This is a genomic window from Nocardioides currus, from assembly GCF_003057875.1.
Classification (GTDB): Bacteria; Actinomycetota; Actinomycetes; order Propionibacteriales; family Nocardioidaceae; genus Nocardioides; species Nocardioides currus.
Window position 1 is genome coordinate 66007 of sequence record NZ_PYXZ01000002.1, and the last position, 18905, is coordinate 84911.

Sequence of the window (18905 nt, forward strand, 5' to 3'; positions counted from 1 at the left end):
GACAACCCTCGGAAGGGTGGGCTCAGCCCGGCAGGCTGATCCCCTCGGCGCTCGCGCGCGCCCGCAGTCGCGGCAGCACGTCCTTCTCGTACGCCGCCATGAACCGCGCCTGGTCCGGACCCGGGGCGTGGAAGACCAGGTGGCGGAACCCCATCTCGACGTAGTCCCAGATCTTCTCGACGTGCTCTCCCGCGTCGCTGGAGACGATGAACCGCGACGCGGTCCGCTCGACGGGCAGCGCGTCGGCGAGGCGCTGCATCTCGATCGGGTCCTCGACGCCGGTCTTCTCGTCGCCGGACAGGGCCAGCGCGCCCCAGAAGCGGGTGTCGTCCCTTGCGCGCTCGAGGTCGGGGTCGAACGACACCTTGACCTCGATCATCAGGTCGAGGTCGTCGAGCGTCTTGTCGGCCTTGCCGGCGCCCTCGGCGAGCGCGGGCAGCAGCGTGTCCTCGTAGAGCGAGCGACCCTTGCCGCTGGTGCAGATGAACCCGTCGCCGACCCGGCCGGCGAGCCGGGTGGCGGAGGGGCCCGACGCGGCGACGTACAAGGGGACGGGCTGGTCGGGCAGGTCGTAGATCGTGGCGTTGGCCAGCTGGTAGTAGTCGCCGTCGAAGGTGACGCGCTCGCCCTCCCAGAGCGACCGGATGACCTGGAGCGCCTCCTTGAGCCGGGCGAAGCGCTCCTTGCCCTCGGGCCACTCGAGCCCGAGCGGCGACTCGTTGAGGGACTCGCCGGAGCCGACGCCGAGGATGATCCGGCCGGGAGCGAGGCAGCCGAGCGTGGCGAAGGCCTGCGCGATCACGCCGGGGTGGTAGCGGAAGGTCGGCGTGAGGACGCTGGTGCCGAGCGTGACGCGGGACGTGCGGGCGGCGACGTTGCCGAGCCAGGGCAGGGCGGCGGGAGCGTGCCCGCCGTCGTGGCGCCACGGCTGGAGGTGGTCGCTGATGAAGACCGAGTCGAAGCCGGAGTCCTCGGCCAGCACGGCGAGGTCGGCCAGCTCGACGGGGGCGAACTGTTCGGAGGATGCCTTGTATCCGAGCTGGAGCATGGGAGTCCTTCGTCTCAGCTGATCGTGCCGGAGTTGTTCTTGGCCAGCGAGCGCGAGATGACCATCCGCTGGATCTGGTTGGTGCCCTCGAAGATCTGCATGACCTTGGCCTCGCGCATGAAGCGCTCGACCGGGAAGTCGCGGGTGTAGCCGTAGCCGCCGAGCACCTGCACGGCGTCGGTCGTCACCTTCATGGCGTTGTCCGTGGCGACCATCTTGGCGATCGAGGCCTCGCGGGAGAAGGGGTGGCCGGCGTCCTTGAGACGTGCGGCATGCAGCATCGTGGCCCGGGACGCGACGATCGCCGCCTCCATGTCGGCGAGCACGAACGCCAGGCCCTGGTGCTCGATGATCGGCTTGCCGAAGGTCTCCCGCTCGCGGGCGTAGGCCACGGCGGCGTCGAGGGCCCCCTGGGCCAGCCCGGTCGCGACGGCGGCGATGCCGAGGCGGCCCGAGTCGAGGCCGGCCAGGGCGATCCGCAGTCCCTCGCCCTCCGCGCCGAGACGGCGCTCGACCGGGACGCGGACGCCGTCGAAGCGCATCGTCGCGGTCGCCGACCCGGTGAGGCCCATCTTCCGCTCGGGCGGGTCGGCGGTGAGGCCCTCGCTGTCGGCGGGCACGAGGAAGCAGGAGATGCCGCCCTTGTCCTCGGAGGTCCGGGCCATCACCTTGTAGAAGTCGGCGTGCCCGCCGTGGGTGGTCCAGGCCTTGGCGCCGTTGATGACGTAGGAGTCGCCGTCGAGTCGGGCGGTGGTCCGCATCGCCGCGGGGTCGGAGCCGGCGTGCGCCTCGGAGAGGCAGTAGGCCCCGAGCAGGTCGCCCGACAGCATCTCCGGCAGCCACCGCTGCTTCTGCTCGTCGGTGCCGGCGGTGAAGAGCCCGAAGCACGAGAGCGCGTGCACCGAGACGCCGACGCCCACCGACGACCAGACCGCCGCGATCTCCTCGAGCACCTGCAGGTAGACCTCGTAGGGCTGGCCGCCGCCGCCGAGCTCCTCGGGGTAGGGCAGGCCCAGGATCCCGGCCTCGCCGAGCATCTTGAAGACGTCGCGCGGGAAGGTCTCGGTCGCCTCCGCCTCGGCCGACCGCGGGGCGAGCTCCTTGGTGGCGATCTCGCGCACCAGCTTCAGCAGCTCGGTGGCCTCGTCCGTGGGAAGGGTGCGTACGGCGCTCATGGCCGCGACGCTACCTCCGTCACGACGGCGGTGGGACGGGGGATGGGGCGACGACGAGCCCGCTGCCGAGCAGGCTGGCCAGCGCCTCCTCGACCAGCGCCCCGGCCTGCGGGTGCGGGCCGTGCTCGGCCACCGTCGCGGCCACGACCTCGTCCACGGTGGCGGGCGCGGACAGGGTGAGCCACACGGTCGTCCCGATCCCGCCGAGCAGGTGCGCGACGTCCCCGACCATGACGACCAGCTCGTCGCCGTACTGCACGGCGTCGAGCCACGGGGTGCGCGCCCACTGGTCGCCGCTCGGCTCCACGGGAGGCGACGCTGGGTGGTGCTCCGGCGGCTCGGGAGCCTCGATCTCCTCGGCGAGCAGGTCGACCAGCTCGTCGAGGTGGTCGACGACCTCGTCGTAGTGCAGGCCGAACGCGCCGCCGCAGCGGTCGATGGCGCTGGCCAGCGTGAGCAGCGGGTGCTCGAGCTGGGTCAGCGACGACGTCTGCGGCACGATCTCGACCATCGCCTCCGCGGTGCCGACCGGCTCGAGACCGTGGGTCCCGTGGCCGCGCCGCAGGAGCACGACCCGCCGCAGGCTCGCGTGCTGCGGCGGCACGACCAGCCCGGCGTCGTCGGGGGAGACGCTGGCCTTGTCGCGGGGCCGGCTCGGGTCGGTGATGACCGAGAGCGGCTTGGGGTGCGGGTGGACCGCGAGGTCCTCGGTGAGGGACACGGTCTCGTCGCTGAGGTAGCCCAGCCGGCCGGCGAGAGCGCGGACCGCCGTCGTCTTGCCGCTGCCCGACTCGCCGACGACGGCCAGGGCACGCCCCTCCGTGTCGGCGACGGCGCCCGCGTGGATGTTGAGCCGCTGCCCGGCGGTGGCACGCAGCGCGGTCAGGGTGACGAGCACGGTGAGGGCGTAGTCGTGGGCGACCGGGTCCGCCGGGTCGGGCAGGTCCTCGACGAGCACCTCGGCGGGGCGGTCGGTCACCGCGCGCGACCACTGGTGCCGCAGCCGCGCGGCGGTCGCGTCGTCGGGCACCGGGATGCCCACGGCGACACCCATCGTCTCGACGACGACGAGCTCGGGAGCGGTCACGCCCCAACCCTAGGGTGTGGCTCGTGCGCACCACGTGGATCGTCCGAGCGGTGCTCGTGGCGTACGCCGCGGCGATGCTGCTCGTCGTCGCGGGACCGTGGGGTCATGCGCTCAACCGGCTCACCGTCCGGCTCTACGTGCAGTTCCGCTACACCTGGCCGATCGCCCCGGACTGGGCCCTGCCCGAGCACTACGGCCTGCTGCTCAACGTGCTGCTCTTCGTCCCGCTGGGGGTCGGGCTCGCGCTGGTCACCGGCTGGCGGTGGTGGCAGGTGTGCCTCGCCGCCGCGGCCGCCTCGACGGCCCTCGAGCTGCTCCAGCTCGTGCTGCCGCGCGACGCCGACCCCGTCGACGTGCTCACCAACACCCTCGGCGCCGCGGTCGGCGCGCTGGTCGTCACTGCGTGCGTACGACGCCCATCGCGACGAGGTCCGTGAGCAGCACCTCGACGTCCGCCGCCACCTCGGAGGGCGCGAGCCCGGCCAGCTCGGCCGCCTCCTCGACGATCTCCTCGAGCGTGCCGCCCTGGGCCACCAGCAGCCACACCAGGCACGCCGACCCCTCCAGGACGACCGCGGGACCGTGGGGGAGCGGGGCGACGTACGCGACGGGCAGGCCCCCGGCGTCGAGCTCCTCACGGCTCACCCAGGCGATGTCGTCGGCGATCGCGTAGGTGGTCACGCCGTTCCGCCCGACCGGCTGCCCAGCAGGCCGCGCAGCTCGCGCGCCGCCCGACGCACGCGCAGCAGCTGCCGCTCGCGCAGGTCCCGGCGCGTGGGCGTGCGGCCCAGCTCCATGCCCAGGTGGTCACGGTTGACCCGGAACGACGCCGCGAGCAGCTGCGCCCGCTCCCGGGTGCCCGGCGTGGCGATGAAGCGGGCCCGCCACTCCTGGAAGCGGGTGCCGCCGCCCTGCGAGAAGAGCCGCCACAGCTCGTAGGCGGGGTCGTCGCGGAACTGCTCGAGCTCGCCGAGCGCGGCCGCGAGGGCGACCTCGGCGTCCAGCGTGCGGGCGAGCGTGCGCACTGCCGCCTGCTGCTCGGCGTCCGCGTTGTCCCAGGCGTACTCCACGTCCGAGCGGTCGGTGGAGCGTGCGGCGTGCAGCACCAGCACGAGCAGCTGGCCGGTGCGGTCGGGCACCGGGCAGGGCACGTGGGCGATGTCCAGCGTCTCGGCGTCGGCCGACCAGGCGGCGTACGCCACCTCCGGCGGCAGCCGGACGCCGGGCCAGTGCACGTGCACGTCGACGTAGCCCCAGTCGTCGTGCCACCAGTTGGCGGCGTGGGCGAAGACCGATCCGGTGGCGAAGTCGCTGCGCTTGGTCCAGCCGGCCCCCTCGAGCGCGGCGACGAGCAGGTGCAGGTGCGTCGGGCGGACGAGCACGTCGACGTCGCTCGAGCTGCGGGTGGCCGGCCTCAGGTCGGGCAGCAGGGCCGGCCCCTTGATGTGCAGCAGGTCGGCTCCGGCACGCTCCGCTAGGTGCTGGACGACCGCGTGCGCGAGGTGCACACGGGCCGCCAGGGGGATGCTCACGGCCTTCGCGGACGCGGGCTCGCCCGGGTCGTGGGATGCGGCCGTCATGCCCACATGGTGCCAGCCCCTCACCTAGACTCCGCCGCATGACCTTTGCCGAGTTCGTGCGACTGACTCGTGCCTACTGGTGGTTCCTGGTCCTCCTCACCGCTCTCGGCGCCGGGGTCATGATTGCCAAGACGTCGCGCGAGCCGGAGCTCTACTCCGCCGGCGCGTCGGGCATCGTCAAGGTCGGCTTCTCGTCCTCGGCGGGCGAGGAGATGAGCAACCAGTCGCTGGCCTCCGACAAGGCAGCGCTCTACGTCGCGCTCGCCAACACCACCCCGGTCGCCGAGCGCGTGGTCGAGAAGCTCGGCCTCGACGTCGACCCGGGTGCGATCGCCGGCCGCTTCAGCGCGTCGGTCGACACCGACATCAACCTCCTCACCGTCCAGGCGATCGGCACGACGCCCGAGGAGGCCCGCGACCTCGCCAGCATCGTCGTGCAGGCCATCGCCGACGAGGCCGAGGAGATCGAGAACACCGGACGGCCGGCCGGTAACAAGGCGGAGACCCTCGTCCAGGTGGTGCCGCTCGAGCAGGCCCAGCTCCCCGGCGCGCCGTTCACGCCCAACTACCGCAACGGTGCGATCAAGGGCGCAGGCGGCGGCCTCGTGCTGGCCTACGTGATCCTGATCGCGCGCCGCCTGATCGACCGGCGCATCCGATCGGTCAAGGACGTCGAGACCGCCACCGGCTCCGCGGTCATCGGCATCATCCCGAAGGTCGACGCCCTCAACCGCACCCACCGCGGGGTGCGCGGAGACCTCGGCCAGGCCGCCGAGGCCTTCCGGCAGCTCCGCACCAACCTGCGCTTCCTCGACGTCGACAACCCTCCGCGCCGCATCGTCATCACCAGCGCGCTGGCGAGCGAGGGGAAGTCGACGGTGTCGTCCAACCTCGCCCGGCTCGTCGCGCAGGCGGGCGAGAAGGTCGTGCTGATCGACGCCGACCTGCGGCGCCCGATGCTGGCCACCACCTTCGACATCGACGGCGAGGTGGGCCTCACGCAGGTGCTGGCCGGCGACCTCCGGGCCGGCGAGGCGATGGTCTCGTCGGGCATCGACAACCTCTGGCTGCTTCCCGCGGGCCGCATCCCGCCCAATCCCAGCGAGCTGCTCGGCTCGCTGCGGATGAGCCAGCTGATCGACGAGCTGGCCCGGACGCACCTCGTGCTGCTCGACGCGCCGCCGCTGCTCCCGGTCACCGACGCCGGCCTGCTCTCGGCCTTCTGCGACGGGGCGCTCCTCGTCCAGGCGACGGGCCAGACCTACATCGAGCAGAGCGAGCACTGCCGCCGCATCCTCGACCAGGTCGGCAGCCGGCTGCTGGGCATCGTCCTCAACAAGGCGCCCCTCAAGGGCGTGGGGGCGATCGCCTACGGCGACGGCTACGGCTACGGCGGGTACGGCGCGCAGGCGGAGTACGCCTCCCGCGAGGCCTACTCCACGGCCGGCAAGGGCAAGCGCCGCAGCAAGTGACGCGGTCCGCTCAGTAGGCGCCGCGCGAGCCCAGCACCGCGGTCAAGGTGCGCGCGAGGATCGAGAGGTCCTGCACCATCGACCAGTTGTCGACGTAGTAGAGGTCGAGGCGCACGGTGTCCTCCCACGACAGGTCGGAGCGACCGGAGACCTGCCACAGCCCGGTCATGCCCGGCAGCACGTTGAGCCGACGCAGCATGTCGTCCTCGTAGCGCTCGACCTCCGAGGGCAGCGGCGGGCGCGGGCCGACGAGGCTCATCTCGCCCCGCAGCACGTTCCACAGCTGGGGGAGCTCGTCGAGGGAGAACCGACGGATGAAGCGGCCGGGGCGGGTGATGCGGGGGTCGGCCGCGTCCTTGAAGAGCACGTGGTCCTCGCGCATGACGAGCTCCACCTTGTCGGCGTCGACGACCATCGAGCGCAGCTTGAGGCAGGAGAAGACCTTGCCCTCGCGTCCGACCCGCTGCTGGCGGAAGATCGCCGGCCCGCCGTCGTGCGTGCGCACCCACCACATCAGGGCCAGCAGCACCGGGCCGGCGGGCACGAGGATCAGCGTCGCGGCGACCAGGTCGAACATGCGTTTGGCGCTGTTGGTGGCGGCCTGCGAGCGCGGCCGGCCCAGGTGCATCAGCGGCAGTCCGGCGACCGGTCGGATGCGAACGCGCTCGCTCGAGACGTCGGTGACGTTGGGCGCGACGATGATCTGGACGTACGGGTGGTCCTCGAGCTCCCAGGCCGCGTGCCGGAGCTCGGTCGAGGAGCCGACCGCCCCGCCGGCGAAGAAGACGATCTCGGCGTCGTGCTCGTCCACCGCGTCGCGGACCTTGTCGGCCAGGCCGAGCACGGGGATCCCGGTGGAGGTCTCGACGAGGCCGGCGTAGTCGGGCGGCACCAGGCAGCCGATCACCTGGTAGCCGAGCCACGGCTCGCGACGCAGGACGGCGTAGATCTCGCTGACGTAGCCCGGGGTGCCGATCAGGATCACCCGCTGGTTGAGGATCCCGCGCACCCGCAGCCGCTGCACCACGCGCCGCGCGAGCAGTCGGCCGATCAGGAGCAGGGGGACGCCGATCAGGAAGAGCAGCACGAAGAACCCACGGGAGAGCGGGAACTTCATCAGGAACGCGCTCACCCCGACCAGGGCGGCGGTCACGAAGGAGCCGTTGACGATCAGCCGGAACTCCTCGGTGCCGGCGCCGAAGAGGTCGCGATCGTAGGCGCCGAACAGGACGAGCACCAGGATCCAGGCGATCACCAGGAAGGCGCCGGCCACGGTGGTGTTCTCCAGGACGTCGCCGGCGGTGGTGAAGATCGACAGCGAGACGCGGAACCGGACGGCCAACACGGTGGCGACCAGCACCATGGCGAGGTCGACCGCGGCGATGAACCAGGGCAGGCCCTGACGCGAGATCCGGCTCGCGGAGCCCGTCTCGTGGGCAGGCAGCGGTGCAGGCGACTGAGCCTCGGACTCCTCGGGCATCGTGGCCATGCTAGGCCCGGGTCCTCACGTCGTCGGCGATCGTCCGGAGACGGTCGATGAACTTCGCCTCGCTGAACGCCTCCGCGCGGTCGAGGATCGCGCGACGGTCCCACGGGTGGGTGTCCGCGTCCGCCATGGCTGCGGCGACCTCGTCCGCCCGCGGGTGGTCGAAGAACAGCCCGGTCTGGCCCTCGAGGATGGTGTCGAGGTAGCCACCGGCGCGCAGCGCCACGGTCGGCACGCCGAAGGCTGCCGCCTCGAGGGGAGTGAGCCCGAAGTCCTCGTGGCTGGCGGCGACCAGCATGCCGGCGTGGGCGTAGGCCCAGCGCAGCTGCTCGTCGGACAGGCCCGACAGCAGCCGCACGTGTCCGGGCAGGTCGGCTCGCAGTCGGGCGGCCTCGGGTCCGGATCCGATGACGACGAGCGGTCGCTTCGTGCGGCGTACGGCATCGATCACCACGTCGACGTTCTTGTACGGCAGCAACCGCGAGACGACCAGGGCGTAGCCGGGATCGAAGTCGGCCAGCTCCTCGATCGGCTCCTGTGCGGCGGTGACGTCCATCGAGTGCGGGGGTGGGAGCAGCTCGGCACTGCGGCCGTAGGTCTCGGCGATCCGGCGCTGGACGACCCGGCTGTTGGCGAGGTAGACGTCCACGGACTCGGCCGAGCGGGCGTCCCAGCGCTTGAGGCGGGGCCGCATCGCGAGCAGTGGCATGCCGAGCGGGTGCTTCCACGCGGAGCCGCCGAGGTACTCGTCGGTCTGGTAGAGCCAGCGTGCCGGGTTGTGGCAGTAGACGACCTTGTGGCCGGTGGTCGGGAAGCCGTGCGCCCAGCCGCTGCTCGACGCGATGGTGACGTCGGCATCGATCGTGACGCCCGACGAGGCCCGGCGCAGCGCCGGCAGGGCGAGCCGGTGGTCGCGGCGGAAGCGGGAGATCCGGTTGATCGGGTGGGGGATGACGTTGGCGTTCTTGAACTCGGGGTAGGTGATGCCGCGGTGGTAGAGCACGGTGTGGAGCGGGGCACCGGGAAACGCCTTGAGCATCGTCAGCACGACCCGCTCCGCGCCGCCGCGCTGGGTGAGGTAGTCGTGGGCGAGCGCGAGGGGGATCTTGGTGGTGGGCACGGCCTCGCCCGTCGTGGCGGTCATCTCGATCCCACCTCCTCCAGCAGTCGTCGGACGCGTTCCCGGCCGGCGGCCGGTGAGTACTCAGTGTCCCAACGCAGGCGTGCTGCCGTGGTTATCTTCGAAATCTCGCCGGGTCCGGATTGGTCGATCGCCTCGATGATCGCGGCAAGGGCCGCGACGTCCCCGGCGGGTGAGACCCACGGGTGGTCGGGGCCGGCGACCTCCGGCAGGGCGCCCGCGTCGGAGACCACGAACGGCACGCCGGCAGCCATCGCCTCGGCGACGACGAGCCCGAACGACTCAGGCACGCGGCTCGGGAAGACCGCCACGTCGACCGAGCGGAACAGGTCCGCCGGCGTGACGTGGCCCAGGATGGTGGCCCGCTCGCCGAGGGCGGCCAGTGAGCGGCGTACGGGCTCGAGGTCGGCCTGCGCCACCCAGCGGTCGTCCCCCGCCACCCGCAGGGTGGCGGTCGGTCGGGCCAAGACGGCGTCGGCCAGGACGTCGAGACCCTTGTCGGTGGACAGGCGTCCGAGGAAACCGACGCGCAGCCCGTCCGCCCGCACTGGACGGGGCGCCGCCGGAGGGTCGTCGGTCCAGTTCGGCAGGGCCCGGGAGCCGACGATCCCGCGGCTCAGCGTGTGTGACGGCGTCAGCACCGTGAGGGCCCCGCGGCGGGCCACCGCGAGCGCCGCCCACTGGGCCCGGCTGCGGGGGAGCTGGTGGAGGTGGACGACGCGACGCCGGTGACCGGCGGTGGCGAGGGCCGGCACGAGGCCGTGGCACCAGAGCAGTCCGTCGCGGGTGCGGTCCCAGCGCCGGAGACCGCGGAGGTAGCCGCGACGTCCTTCCCCGGGTACGGCGACCGCCTCGAGCCCCTCGGCCCGCGCGGCGGCGACGACGTCGCCGGGCGTGGCGGGCGCGACGACGACGGCCTCGCGGTCGAGGTCGCGGACGGCCGCGGCGGTGCGCAGGAGCATCTGCTCGCCGCCCCCGAGGTCGCCGTTGTTGGCGGCGAGGAACACGGTCTCAGGCACGCAGCCTCCCGAGCCCGGGGGCAGGCGCCTTCCACTCCGGGTTGGCCAGCCGCATCTCGTGGGCCCGACCCAGCGCGAAGGCGATCGCGATGGCGGCGGGCGTGTCGAGCAGGACCTCGCCGAGGGTCACGGCCATCACTGGGACGGAGATCAGCGCGGCCTGCGCCGCGATCGAGGGGAGATCACCGAGGCGGGACCAGCGGCCGAGGCGGAGGAAGGAGTAGGCGAGCAGGAACAGCACCAGGCCGAGGGCGATCCAGCCTCCTTCCTGACGCACGGCGAGGAAGCTGTTGTGGAAGAAGAACGACCGATCCTGGAGGGACACGCTGGCCGTCCCCGGCCCGTGGCCGTACCACGGGATGTCGGCCAGCGACCGACGCTCGGCGGCGATGATCCGGTCGCGCAGCTCGTCGCTGCCCGAGCGGTTGGAGAAGGCCGGGATCGACTCGACGAGGTTCTCCGGGATGTTGTCGACCAGCCACACGAGCCCGACGACCAGGGCGATCCCGCCCCACAACCCGAGGCGCCGTCCCGCCGCCGCCCACACGATGGCGTAGGTCATCGCCAGCAGACCGGTGCGGGAGAAGGACATGACTTGGCCGGCGATGATCGGCACGGCGACCAGGATGGTCTGCAGGCGGTCTCGCCCCGCGAAGCCGACCGCCAGCGTGCCGAGGGTGACGATGAAGTAGGCGCCGGCGTTGGGATCGGCCAGGAACCCGGTCAGGCGGCCGTCGTACGCGCTGGCCCCGATGGTCGCGATGCCGTAGCCGATCACCGCGATCAGGCCGGTGCCCAGGCCGAGCCCGGCGGAGCGGAGCGAGAATCGTCCGGAGGCGCCGGCCCAGATCAGCCCGGCGTAGATCGCCACGTGACCCACGCGGCGGGTCCAGTCGACGTGGTTGGCCAGACCGGAGAAGCTCAGCAGGGCCACCAGGGCGATGCAGGCAGCCGCGGCCGGCGGAGGCAGACCGCCTCGCGCCCGCTGCGGACGTGCGAGGGCCAGCACGACCAGGAGGCCGGTCGCCAACTCGTTGAGCGGCAGGCCCGCCGCCTCCGTGCTGCGCAGCGGGATCAGCGCGAAGAGCAGGAAGTCGGTGATGCGGATCTCGCGGTCGGCCACCGCAGCCCGCTCGATCCGCTTGTCGGGCAGGTCCCAGGGAGAGTCGATCTTCTTCATCCGCGACTCCGGACCGAGTCGTAGACCTCACCGATCCGCTGGGTCATGTCCGCCACGGTCGGCCACGACCCCAGCCCGGGACGAGCTCCGACCTCGAGTCCCTGCCGGGCCAGCGCGTCGGCGACGGCCCGCGCATCGACCGCGTCGACCAGGCACCGGTCGGGGAGGATCTCCGGGTTGCCACCGACGCGGCTGGCGACGACGCCGAGGCCGCGGGCGGCGGCGTCGAGGAGGGCGTAGGAGCAGTTCTCCCAGACCGACAGCATGGCGAGCACGTCGTGGTCGGCCATCGCCTGCTCGGGATCGACGAACCCCGGGAACGCCACGGCGTCGTCGAGCCCCAGGCGCGTGACCTGCGACCTGAGAGCGGCCTCGCCCTCGCCCCGGCCGCCCAGGGTCAGGGTGGCGCCGGGATGCGAGCGGCGCAGCTCGGCGAAGCCGTCGACGAGGGCGTCCAGCCGCTTCTCGGGGGCGAACCTGGCCAGCGAGAGCACCCGAATCGTCGATGGTCGAGGCGCGAGCGGAGCGAGCCTCGAGACCGAGGCCACGGGGTCCACCCCGTTCGGGATCACGACCACCTCGCGGTGCGGGTGCCACTTCTCGACCATCGCGTCCGCCGTCGCGCGGCTCACGGCGATCGCGGCGTCGAAGCGGCGGAGCCGGGCGGTGTGGACGGTGTTCATCAGCCGCGAGCGGCCGGCTGAGTGGTGGTAGACGAGGTCGTCGCGGGCGATGCCGTGCTCGGTGGTGACGAGGCCCGGTCCGCGCACGGTGGCGGCCACGATGTCGGCGTACGCCAGGTGCGAGTGCACGACGGCCGGCCGCAGCGTCCGCACGGCGTGGCGCAGCGTGGCCACCGAGGAACGCAGGCCGTGGTCGGGACCGATCGGACGCTCGAGCACCGCCGCGCCGGCCTCGCGCAGCGCGGCCGGGAGCTCGCCGGGAGGCGTGAGGAAGACCAGCCGCCAGCCCGGGACGCCCGCACGGGCGACGTCGAGGGCGTGGCGCGCGACGCCGGCGAGGTTGCCGACGGGCACCACCCAGAGCGCGATCGGCTGGGTCAGAACCATTGCTCGAGTCGCTCCAGGGCGATCCAGAAGCCTTCGCCGTCGTTGACGTGGCCCTGCCATATCTCCGGGATGAAGCTGGCGCCCGGGACGATGGCGTCGAGCTGCTGCGCGAGCACGCCCCAGTCGATCTCGCCGTCGCCGACCTGCACGCCCTCGCCGTCGACGCCGGTCGCGTCGACGAGGTGGAGGTGCTCGGTGTGCGGCGCGAGCAGGTCGGTCGCCTCGGCGAACGACATGCCGAGGTAGTTGGCCGCCAGCTTCGAGTGCGACACGTCGAAGCACAGGCGACGGTCGTACGTCGCCGCGAAGTCCGCCGTGTCGCGGGGGTCGACGAAGAGGTTGCAGTAGAGCTGGCCGCCCATGTACCACGGGTAGGGCGGCAGGGTCTGGGCGCACAGCCGCACGCCGGCGTCGTCGACCCGGGCGAGGCCGGCGGCCACCCGGGCGTACATCTCGGCGCGCTCGGCGGGCTTGACGAACGCGTCGGTGGTGAAGCCGCCGAGGCTGGCCACGATCACCGGGCCCAGGTCGTCGGCGCGGTCGTCGGCGGGCTTGCGGAAGTGCTGCTGCATCTCGCGGGTGGTGTCGACGACGCGCTGCAGCTCGCGGATCGAGCGCTCCCAGTGGGCGTCGTCCTCTGACGCGAGGTTGAGCAGGAAGTCGCCGGCGAACAGGTCGGGGGAGTGGGTGGTGAAGCCCATCGGCAACCCGTCGGCGTACGGCGCGAAGACCTCGGCGACCGGCAGGTCGAGGTCCTTGTAGGAGAAGTGGAACTCGAGGAAGTCGGGGGTCGTGTCCCGCGTCATCGCCTCGATGTCGTGGTAGCGCACGGCCAGGCCCCACGGCCGGCGGAAGTCGTAGTCGCGCCCGCGCGGGGCGCCGTCGCCAAGGTCGGTGGCGTAGAAGAAGTCACCGGCGTCCAGGGCGCGGCTGGTCGTGCGGCCGATCAGCCGGTCGTACGCGTTGGGCTGGAGGCCGCGGCCGGGGCTCTTGATGTCGACGTCCGCGGGGGTCAGCACCTCGCCGACCTCGATGCGGCGGGTGGCGACGAGCGACTTGGCGAGGTTGATGCGGTTCATCATCTCGCCGGTGGACACCGCGCGGGGGGCATCGGTGCCGAGCGCCTCCTCGACCTCGCGGATGCGCTGCACCATCTCGGCGAACTCGCCGGGCAGCAGGCTGACCTTGTGGTCGTTGCCCTCGAGGTCGCGGTCGATGGTCACGTGCTTCTCGATGATGCGGGCCCCGAGCGCGACGGCGGCGACGGGCACGTGGAACCCGCGCTCGTGGCCGGAGTAGCCGACCGGGGTCTGGGTCAGCTCGGCCAGCCGGGTGAGGTAGGCGAGGTTGATGTCCTTGAACGGCGCCGGGTAGGTCGACTGGCAGTGCAGGAAGGCGTGCGCGACGCCGCTCGAACGCATCACCTCGACGGTCTCGCGGATCTCGCCCTCCGTGGACATGCCTGTGGAGAGCACCATCGGGGTCCCGGTGGCGGCCATGTGCCGGAGCAGGGCGTGGTTGGTCATGTCGGCCGACGCGACCTTCAGCGACGGCACGCCGTAGTCGACCAGCCGGTCGACCGAGCGTGGGTCCCACGCCGTGCACATGACGTCGATGCCGATGTCGGCGCAGTGGTCGAAGACCGTGACGAGACCGTCGGCGTCGAGGTTGTACTTCGCGAGCAGGTCGAGGGTGTACTGCGTGCCGAGGTCCTCGCCACCCGAGCCGGTGGACCCCTGGCGGTAGAGCGCCTCCATGTCACGCAGCTGGAACTTCACGACGTCGGCACCGGCGGCGGCGAACTCGTCGACCAGCCGCTTGGCCAGGTCGATGTCGCCCTGGTGGTTGATGCCGATCTCGGCGATCACCAACGTCGGCGCGTCCTGGGCGACGAGGTGGCGACCGATGCGGAACTCGTCGGCGCGGTTGATCGCGATCGCAACGAGGTGACCGCGCTCGTCGACGAGCGCGACGTGGTCGATGCCGGAGCCGAAGGCGTGCGCGATCTCGGCCGGGCTGCTGCCGATCGGCAGGCTGCGCGGAGACGTGTTGGCGGCCTCGAGGGCGGGCACGTCGACGTCGAGCCGAGCGCCGCCGCTGACCCAGCGCCGGAAGTCACCGTCGGACAGGACGCCGTCGAGGTGGCCGTGGGCGTCGACCAGGAAGATGACCCGCGCCTTGTTGGCGGTGATCTTCTCCAGGGCCCGGAGGACGGGATCGCCGGAGTAGACGACGTAGGGGGTGAGGTCGCGCTCGATGATCAACGGTCGGCCTTCTCAGTGGTCATGGTCTCCCCACGGTAGCCATCGGAGGCTGCCGGGAAGAGGCGAATGCCGAGACCCGAGACGTGGCCACGGTCACCACCATCATGACCTGCGGAGGAACTTCTCCGCGAGCGCGACATCCACCTCGGTGTCGATGTCGATGCCCTCGTCCTCGGCCATCACGAACAGCCCGATGCGACCGCCGAGGCGGTTGTCGTGCTGCTCGTAGACCTCGGTGCGGGTCACGTAGAGCGAGCCGGTCTCGCGGTAGCGCATCGTCTCGGCGGTGAGGTCCTGGCGGCGCGGGCGGGCACTGACGTCGTACGCCGCCGTCGGTGGCTGCGTCGCCTGCCAGATGAACGGCGCCTGCTCGACCACGCCGACCATCGAGTCGAGCCCGTCGAACTCGCGCAGGGCGCGCGCCAGGGTGTCGTCGTGCCGCACGGGTGATGTCGCCTGGAGCAGCATCACGGCGCCGGGGCGTCCGCGCTCGGCGGTGACCTGCTCGATCGCGTGCCGGACCACCGGCTCGGTCGGCGTGGTGTCCTGCGCGAGCTCAGCCGGCCGCAGCCACGGCACCCGCGCGCCGGCCGCGCGCGCGACGTCGGCGATCTCCTCGTCGTCGGTCGAGACCAGGACGTCGAGGCCGTCGGTCGCGAGCGCCTGCTCGATGGTCCAGACGATGAGCGGCTTGCCTCCCACGTCGAGCAGGTTCTTGCGCGGCACGCCCTTCGACCCGCCGCGGGCGGGGATCACGCAGAGGGTCATCGCGCAGCCTCCGTCACGATCTCAGCGATGCGTCGAGCCGGTTCGAGGTCGGGTCGGGCGGGCGCGGTCGTGGGGTCGTTGCCGAGGCGTCTCATGCCGTAACGCTCCCAGAACTCGCCCAGCCAGGCGGGCGGACGTGGGAAGTCGACCCACGCACCGAGACCCCGCGCGGCCGCCTCGAGCACCCCGGTCGAGAACACGCTCACGATCGGCGAGGTCAGCTCGACCAGCGGCACGCCCCGGTCGTCGACGGTGATCCCGGCGCGTTCGTACGCCGCGAGCGCGGCCCGCGAGGCGAGGTCGCGCTCGGAGGGGTGGGGGCGGTAGACGGCACCGTGCTCCCGGCAGGTCGACAGGGCTGCGTGCACGAGCCGTGCACGACCGATCTCGGCGGCGTGACCCTGCCCGAGGTAAGTCAGAGGTCCGGCCCCCCCGGTGGCCGCGGAGGTGCGCAGCCCGGCCTTCCACAGCAGCTGGCTCCCGGACACCGTGACGCGCACGTCGTCGCGACCGGTCGTCCAGAAGCCCGCATCCGCCTCGCTCCAGGCGAGCAGACGAGCTGCCCGGGGGAGCGGCGGCGCGAAGGGGGTCAGCGCCCCGTGCTGGGAGACGAGGAACGGCACGCCGCGCAGCTCGGCGAGCGCGAAGGCCGCGGCACCGATCTCGGTGTAGTGGCCGGCGGCCAGGACCGCGGTCGGCTCGAGCATGGCCGCCACTGCGTCGAGGGCGATCGTCCGGCGGTCATGGGCGGCGTACCCCTCGGGCGGCTGCCACTCGGTGGGGCAGACGATCGAGGTCCGCTCGGCCGGGAGGTGCCGCAGCGGCGCGACGACGGCGCGGTCGACGCTGGCGTGCGTGGCCTCGACGGCGACCAGCAGGTCACCGCCGCCGGACGGGGTAAGGACGTCCACGACGGTCTCGGGCGTCGGCCGGAGCCGGGAGCGGGCGGCGCGGACCGGGTGCCGGGACTCGTGCCAGCGGCGCCAGGCGACGAGGTCGCCCGGATGCCTCAGACCGTGTCCCACGCGGCCTCCAGCTCAGCGACGCGGTGGTCGAAGGTGTGCTCGGCGAGGGTGCGCTCACGCGCGGCCGCTCGGATGCTCTCGGCCCACTCGGCGTCGCTCGCCGCGCGGTGGCACAGATCGACGAGCTCCTCGAGGGAGGTGAACGCGACGAGCTCGACGCCGTCGCGGTAGAGGCCAGCCGTGTCGGTGCGGTCCACGATCTGCAGCGCACCGACGCCGGCGGCCTCGAAGGTGCGCATCGTGAAGCCGTCCTGGTCGCCGTGCAGGTTGAGGGTCGCGGTCGACGAGGCCATCACCCGATAGGCCGTGGCCCGGTCGACGTCGCGAAGCCCGGTGACGTCCGGGCGGCGCACGCTCCAGGTGCGCAGCCGGTCGACCGGGTGCGACGACCAGTCGCGTCCGTAGGCGCGCACCGGGACGCCCGCGGCGGCCAGTGACTCGAGCGCGAACTGGCGGCTGGGATAGCGCGCGCCGACGAACGTGACGTGCTTGGTCCGCGGCCGGGCCGGTCCGATGGTCAGCCGGTGGTCGAACGCGAGCGGCAGGTAGCGCGTGTCCCAGCCGAGCTCGTTGAAGGCCTCGTCGTCGAGGATGGAGTACGTCGCGAGCGGCCCGATCTCGGACAGCAGCTCGGGGGTGTAGCGGGTGCGGCGCACCTCGTCGTACAGCCAGGTCACGCGCGGCAGCCCGGCGGTTGAGAGGTGCTCCCAGAACGAGGGCTCGAGGGCGTCGCCCTTGACGACCACGACCGCGTCGGGCCGGGTGTCACGGACGGCCTCGATCGCCGCGGCCGTCTGCTCGCGCCCGAGACGCCGGCCCGACCCGACGCCGACCTTCTGCGGCAGCTCATGACGGATCTGGTGCCCGACCCGTCGGGCCATGCCGAGGTGCTGGTCGTAGACGTGCCGGACGACGGTGTGGCCCCGCGCCTCGAGGGACGCGGCGATCGCGCCGTGATAGCCGTGGAAGGCGGGGCTGACGAGCAGCACCCGGCGCTCGGTCACCCGGCGCTCCCGGTGCCGTCGGTGAGCCCGCGCTGCGCGAGCTCCTCGAGGGCGAGGTCCCAGGCCTGCGACGCGGCCCCGGGCTTGTCCCACGACCATCGGATGAAGTCGACGACCGCCTCGCGCGACGTCCACTCCGGCATCGGCGCCCCGACCTCGGTCAGCCGGTCGAGCGAGGCGCAGGCGTGGTCGATGTCGCCGGCCCGGTGGACGTCGAGGTGCTCGATCGGCACGTCGTCGTGGGGCGAGCCCTCGATGGCGTACGCCGCCAGCTCGAGCAGCGTCGTCCGGGTGCCGGTGCCGGCGTTGAGGATCCGCTGCGCCCCGGGCTCGGCGGGGTGCTCGACGGCCCAGGCGATGAGGGCGGCGAGGTCCTGGACGTGGATGAAGTCGCGGGTCTGGGTGCCGTCGCCGTACACCGTGAGCGGACGGCCCTCGCGCAGCATCGCGAGGAAGGCAGCGAGCACACCGGTGTAGGGGTTGTGCAGGGCCTGGCCGGGGCCGATGACGTTCTGCGGGCGGATGGTGGTGATGCCGACCCGCTGTGCGGCGTCCTCCAGCGCGGCCTCGCCCAGCGACTTGGTCTCGCCGTAGAACGAGACGGGGTGGTGGGGGTCGTCCTCGAACGAGGGGCGGTCGGGCGTGCCGTCTCCGTACACCGCCCGCGAGCTCAGGGCGACGAGCGTGATCCCGTGCTCGGCGGCGAACGCCCCGGCGAGGCGGGTGCCCTCGACGTTGACGCGGCGATAGCGGTCCTGCTCGTACATCGACTGCCCGGTGCCGGTCTCGGCGGCGAGGTGGACGACCGCGTCGATCCCCTCGATCGCGCTCCACGCCGCCTCGTCGGCGACGTCCGCGACCAGCACCCCACCGGGAAACGCCGCTCGCGCACCCTCCGGGTCGAGGTGCACCTGGGGGTGCAGGTTGTCGAGCGCGACGACCTCGTGGCCGGAGCCCGTCAGGGCTCGCGCGAGGTGCTGGCCGATGAAGCCGGCTCCGCCGCTGATCAGGACCTTCATGCGTCTCCTCCGAGAACTTTCGCGGGTATCCCGACAACGGTGGCGCCGGCCGGGACGTCACGAGTGACCACCGCGTGCGCGCCGACGGTGGCGCCGTCCCCGATGGTCACGCCGCCCAGCACGACGGCGCGCTGGCCGACGAAGACGCGGTCGCCGATGGTGATCGGCCCGGTGCCGTGGACCTGGTGGCGGTCGTCGCGATCGTGGTCGGACGAGCCGATGAACACGCCGTCGGCCAGCACGCAGTCGTCGCCGAGCGTCACCGGGTCGAGGGCGTGGACGTGGACGCCGTGGCCGAGATAGGTGCGGTTGCCGATCCGCAGCGGGCCGCCACCCGGTTCGCACGCGAGCCACGCGCCCTCGAAGACCGAGCAGCCGTCGCCGAGGTGGATGCGGTCGACGCCCTGCAGCTTGTGCGGGCGGACGATGACCGTGCCGGCCCCGATCGAGCCGAAGGCGCGGCGGTAGACCGCGGAGGTGACAGCACGTCCCAGGTGCCACCGCACCGACGGGCGCGCCTGCGCGAGTCGTCGGGTGAGGGTCACGGGCGCAACTCTAGTGACGACG

18 protein-coding genes are annotated in these 18905 nt (G+C 72.6%); 2 read left to right on the forward strand and 16 right to left on the reverse strand.

Going from position 1 to position 18905, the window contains the following annotated elements; all coding sequences use genetic code 11:
• Positions 1 to 22: 22 nt before the first annotated feature.
• Genes fgd through C7S10_RS05385 form a run of 3 tightly spaced genes read right to left on the reverse strand, consistent with a single transcriptional unit; the run spans position 23 to position 3310 of the window.
• Complete coding sequence (gene fgd, locus C7S10_RS05375) at positions 23 to 1048, reverse strand: glucose-6-phosphate dehydrogenase (coenzyme-F420) (RefSeq protein ID WP_108343405.1); 1026 nt, start codon at positions 1046 to 1048, stop codon at positions 23 to 25.
• 14 nt (positions 1049 to 1062) lie between these two features.
• On the reverse strand, positions 1063 to 2223 hold the full coding sequence (locus C7S10_RS05380) for an acyl-CoA dehydrogenase family protein (protein ID WP_108343406.1): 1161 nt from the start codon (positions 2221 to 2223) through the stop codon (positions 1063 to 1065).
• 19 nt (positions 2224 to 2242) lie between these two features.
• Positions 2243 to 3310 carry a hypothetical protein gene (locus C7S10_RS05385; protein WP_108343407.1) on the reverse strand — a complete coding sequence of 356 codons (1068 nt, stop codon included), beginning with the start codon at positions 3308 to 3310 and terminating at the stop codon, positions 2243 to 2245.
• 23 nt (positions 3311 to 3333) lie between these two features.
• On the opposite strand from C7S10_RS05385, the gene C7S10_RS05390 reads away from it, so the two are divergent.
• Positions 3334 to 3747, forward strand: coding sequence for a VanZ family protein (locus C7S10_RS05390; protein ID WP_133176438.1), 414 nt, complete (start codon positions 3334 to 3336; stop codon positions 3745 to 3747).
• Here the strand turns inward: C7S10_RS05390 and C7S10_RS05395 are convergent.
• Positions 3707 to 3991: a PqqD family protein gene (locus C7S10_RS05395; RefSeq protein ID WP_108343409.1), complete on the reverse strand. Its 285-nt coding sequence runs from the start codon at positions 3989 to 3991 to the stop codon at positions 3707 to 3709. The two genes, C7S10_RS05390 and C7S10_RS05395, sit on opposite strands and share 41 nt — an antisense overlap.
• Positions 3988 to 4890, reverse strand: a complete 903-nt coding sequence (locus C7S10_RS05400) for a nucleotidyltransferase family protein (RefSeq protein WP_133176439.1) — start codon at positions 4888 to 4890, stop codon at positions 3988 to 3990. Before C7S10_RS05400 ends, C7S10_RS05395 begins: the two co-directional genes overlap by 4 nt.
• Positions 4891 to 4928: 38 nt before the next feature.
• Between C7S10_RS05400 and C7S10_RS05405 the strand changes: the two genes are divergently transcribed.
• On the forward strand, positions 4929 to 6362 hold the full coding sequence (locus tag C7S10_RS05405; RefSeq protein ID WP_108343411.1) for a tyrosine-protein kinase domain-containing protein: 1434 nt from the start codon (positions 4929 to 4931) through the stop codon (positions 6360 to 6362).
• A 10-nt stretch (positions 6363 to 6372) separates the two neighbouring features.
• Here the strand turns inward: C7S10_RS05405 and C7S10_RS05410 are convergent, their stop codons facing one another.
• From C7S10_RS05410 to C7S10_RS22980, 11 genes are all read right to left on the reverse strand, one after another.
• On the reverse strand, positions 6373 to 7842 hold the full coding sequence (locus tag C7S10_RS05410) for a sugar transferase (protein WP_108343993.1): 1470 nt from the start codon (positions 7840 to 7842) through the stop codon (positions 6373 to 6375).
• 10 nt (positions 7843 to 7852) lie between these two features.
• Positions 7853 to 8992 (reverse strand): glycosyltransferase, encoded by a 1140-nt coding sequence (locus C7S10_RS05415; protein WP_108343412.1) that lies wholly within the window; start codon positions 8990 to 8992, stop codon positions 7853 to 7855.
• Positions 8989 to 10008, reverse strand: a complete 1020-nt coding sequence (locus C7S10_RS05420; RefSeq protein ID WP_108343413.1) for a glycosyltransferase — start codon at positions 10006 to 10008, stop codon at positions 8989 to 8991. The genes C7S10_RS05415 and C7S10_RS05420 overlap by 4 nt, the downstream gene beginning before the upstream one ends.
• A complete protein-coding gene (locus tag C7S10_RS05425; protein ID WP_108343414.1) occupies positions 10001 to 11188 on the reverse strand; it encodes an O-antigen ligase family protein in 1188 nt (395 codons plus the stop codon). Before C7S10_RS05425 ends, C7S10_RS05420 begins: the two co-directional genes overlap by 8 nt.
• Positions 11185 to 12258, reverse strand: a complete 1074-nt coding sequence (locus tag C7S10_RS05430; RefSeq protein WP_108343415.1) for a glycosyltransferase family 4 protein — start codon at positions 12256 to 12258, stop codon at positions 11185 to 11187. Before C7S10_RS05430 ends, C7S10_RS05425 begins: the two co-directional genes overlap by 4 nt.
• The gene (locus C7S10_RS05435) at positions 12249 to 14522 is read right to left on the reverse strand and encodes an N-acetylneuraminate synthase family protein (protein WP_108343416.1); all 2274 of its coding nucleotides are present in this window, start codon (positions 14520 to 14522) and stop codon (positions 12249 to 12251) included. The genes C7S10_RS05430 and C7S10_RS05435 overlap by 10 nt, the downstream gene beginning before the upstream one ends.
• Positions 14523 to 14624: 102 nt before the next feature.
• A complete protein-coding gene (locus C7S10_RS05440; protein WP_108343417.1) occupies positions 14625 to 15290 on the reverse strand; it encodes an acylneuraminate cytidylyltransferase family protein in 666 nt (221 codons plus the stop codon).
• Positions 15287 to 16315 carry an RNA-binding protein gene (locus C7S10_RS05445; RefSeq protein ID WP_108343418.1) on the reverse strand — a complete coding sequence of 343 codons (1029 nt, stop codon included), beginning with the start codon at positions 16313 to 16315 and terminating at the stop codon, positions 15287 to 15289. The genes C7S10_RS05440 and C7S10_RS05445 overlap by 4 nt, the downstream gene beginning before the upstream one ends.
• Positions 16300 to 17319, reverse strand: coding sequence for a CgeB family protein (locus C7S10_RS05450; RefSeq protein WP_207769254.1), 1020 nt, complete (start codon positions 17317 to 17319; stop codon positions 16300 to 16302). The genes C7S10_RS05445 and C7S10_RS05450 overlap by 16 nt, the downstream gene beginning before the upstream one ends.
• Positions 17316 to 18338, reverse strand: a complete 1023-nt coding sequence (locus C7S10_RS05455) for an NAD-dependent epimerase/dehydratase family protein (RefSeq protein WP_108343420.1) — start codon at positions 18336 to 18338, stop codon at positions 17316 to 17318. Before C7S10_RS05455 ends, C7S10_RS05450 begins: the two co-directional genes overlap by 4 nt.
• The gene (locus C7S10_RS22980; RefSeq protein ID WP_279303157.1) at positions 18335 to 18883 is read right to left on the reverse strand and encodes an acyltransferase; all 549 of its coding nucleotides are present in this window, start codon (positions 18881 to 18883) and stop codon (positions 18335 to 18337) included. The genes C7S10_RS05455 and C7S10_RS22980 overlap by 4 nt, the downstream gene beginning before the upstream one ends.
• Positions 18884 to 18905 lie beyond the last annotated feature (22 nt).

Bases quoted from the DNA above. Each gene is read 5' to 3' on its own strand.
- C7S10_RS05430 (WP_108343415.1), bottom strand. From the start codon at position 12,258: ATGGTTCTGACCCAGCCGATCGCGCTCTGGGTGGTGCCCGTCGGCAAC.
- C7S10_RS05440 (WP_108343417.1), bottom strand. From the start codon at position 15,290: ATGACCCTCTGCGTGATCCCCGCCCGCGGCGGGTCGAAGGGCGTGCCG.
- C7S10_RS05400 (WP_133176439.1), bottom strand. From the start codon at position 4,890: ATGACGGCCGCATCCCACGACCCGGGCGAGCCCGCGTCCGCGAAGGCC.
- fgd (WP_108343405.1), bottom strand. From the start codon at position 1,048: ATGCTCCAGCTCGGATACAAGGCATCCTCCGAACAGTTCGCCCCCGTC.
- C7S10_RS05425 (WP_108343414.1), bottom strand. From the start codon at position 11,188: ATGAAGAAGATCGACTCTCCCTGGGACCTGCCCGACAAGCGGATCGAG.
- C7S10_RS05455 (WP_108343420.1), bottom strand. From the start codon at position 18,338: ATGAAGGTCCTGATCAGCGGCGGAGCCGGCTTCATCGGCCAGCACCTC.
- C7S10_RS05415 (WP_108343412.1), bottom strand. From the start codon at position 8,992: ATGACCGCCACGACGGGCGAGGCCGTGCCCACCACCAAGATCCCCCTC.
- C7S10_RS05405 (WP_108343411.1), top strand. From the start codon at position 4,929: ATGACCTTTGCCGAGTTCGTGCGACTGACTCGTGCCTACTGGTGGTTC.
- C7S10_RS05380 (WP_108343406.1), bottom strand. From the start codon at position 2,223: ATGAGCGCCGTACGCACCCTTCCCACGGACGAGGCCACCGAGCTGCTG.
- C7S10_RS05410 (WP_108343993.1), bottom strand. From the start codon at position 7,842: ATGCCCGAGGAGTCCGAGGCTCAGTCGCCTGCACCGCTGCCTGCCCAC.